Source organism: Nostoc sp. CCY 9925, assembly GCF_963920935.1.
Classification (GTDB): domain Bacteria; phylum Cyanobacteriota; class Cyanobacteriia; order Cyanobacteriales; family Nostocaceae; genus Nostoc.
Genome location: NZ_CAWUDO010000259.1, coordinates 1 through 1,956 on the forward strand (window position 1 = coordinate 1; position 1,956 = coordinate 1,956).

General features: G+C 33.3%; 1 protein-coding gene. It reads left to right on the plus strand.

The genetic code is table 11. The features are described from left to right. The first annotated feature begins 215 nt into the window (after positions 1-215). Positions 216-1,706, plus strand: a complete 1,491-nt coding sequence (locus ACM0OY_RS40235; protein WP_414574274.1) for an ISLre2 family transposase — start codon at positions 216-218, stop codon at positions 1,704-1,706. Positions 1,707-1,956: the final 250 nt, after the last annotated feature.

Here is a 1,956-nt window from a genome sequence, read left to right on the forward strand (position 1 = left end):
GGGAGCAACGCGATTTTGTGAGGTTGGGTGAAAAAGGTGCGATCGCTAACAACTTTCTTCAGTAAGAAAAAATATATATTACATTATTGTACGTATTAATACATAAAATTTCAATGAATTTTAAGTGTGGTGATGTGTGCAAAAATTTATGAGTGTCAAAAACAAGGTAGGATTCCTGTTAAGTAATGTTTACAGGCTTTTAAGGTCTACCTTTTATGGCAAAAAATATAAATGCAACTCTTGATTTAAACAAGTCAGTTAAAAGTTTTCATTCACAGATCACAAAACTTTTAGAATTTACAAATATCACAGAGTGGAATGGAAAAAAGCTGAGAGAGCGAGAAGAAGAAATTAGAGAACAGGCAATGATTTTAGCAGGTCAATGTATAGCTATTTTATTATACAATCTTTCAATATCCTCAAAAATCTTGAACTATTCTGTTAGTCAAACACAGGGATGGAGAAATATAAATACACAAAAACATGGTTATAAAAAGCGAGAAATAATAACAATTGGAAATGTCGGAGTAACTTTAAACCTACCTTATGTACTGGAACGGAATCTCACAAGCAAAGAATCTGATAATTTTCCGCTCAATGAGCCAAAAATAAAAACCTCAAATCAAGGATTTTGTCCGTTTTTAAAGTGGCTAGGGATGTCTGAAGGTATTACCCCTTTGGTCTGGTCAACAATTGCCAAATATGGTGCAATAGCTAGTTCTTTTGATGCAGCACGTTCGACGCTAATAGATTGGGGAATAAATGTTAGTTTAAAACGAATCGAGCGCCTGACTTACCTTTTTGGTGAAATTGGTATTAATTTACGCCAATCAAAAATATTAAATCTGGAGATGGGTCACTTATCTAATAGTAATGTTCTCAAAGACCAACGAGTGGTGATCGCTGTAGATGGTGGAAGAACTAAAATTAGGTTCAATAAAAAAGGTAGACGCAGTAACAAAACAAACCGTCATGGCTTTGTTGGTGAATGGATGGAGCCAAAGTTACTAACAATTTATGTAGTAAATGAACAAGGAAAAAAAATTAGAACATCTGCAATACCTATTACTAATGATGGCACGTATTCTGGTTATAAAGAATTCCTCAAAATTTTAGAGATGTATTTGGTAAATTTGGGTATAAGTGAAGCCAAGCAGGTGTTATTGATTGCTGATGGGGCAGAGTGGATATGGATACACATTCCTCCTTTACTAAAAAAAATAAAATGCCCACTTGAAACTTATCAATTATTAGACTTTTATCACGCAGCATCACATTTACAAGACTTTGCTGATGCTGCATTTAGCACAAATAATGAGCGACAACAATGGTTTAAAAAGGCGCGAAAAACTTTAAAGAAAGGTCAAACACTAAATTTAATCAGAAATATGGATGAATTTATCTCTGGGGCAAGCGGAGAGCGTCTTCAAATTTTGGTACGAGAGCGAAACTATATTTTAAAAGCTTACCGACGCAGGCTTTTAAAGTATAACGAAGTTGCGTCTCGAAAATTACCTCTTGGTAGTGGTGCTGTTGAAAGTTTAATTCGTCAAGTTGTTAATTTACGTATGAAAGGAAACAGTAAGTTTTGGTTACAAAATAATGCAGAAATTATGTTACATCTGCGTTGTCAATGGATAGCTAAAAGTTGGGATAATTTTTGTGATTCTATCTTTAATTCATTTATCAAACCCCAAGCTGCCTGATAAATTTTATACTTCAATCTGGTATTTAATTGCTTTTTTGCCATAATTTATACTAAGCATTAAAGACTTATTGCAGATATATTTGGAAATAATCGTCAAATAATTTACTAGCAATCTTTTTGAGATATCTCATCAAGATGATTTATCGTGCAATTACTTATATTAATTGCAAATAAAATTACTTCATACAGAAATGAAAGTTTTAGCGATCGCACTTTTTTACCCGACCTCACAAAATCGCGTTGCTCCC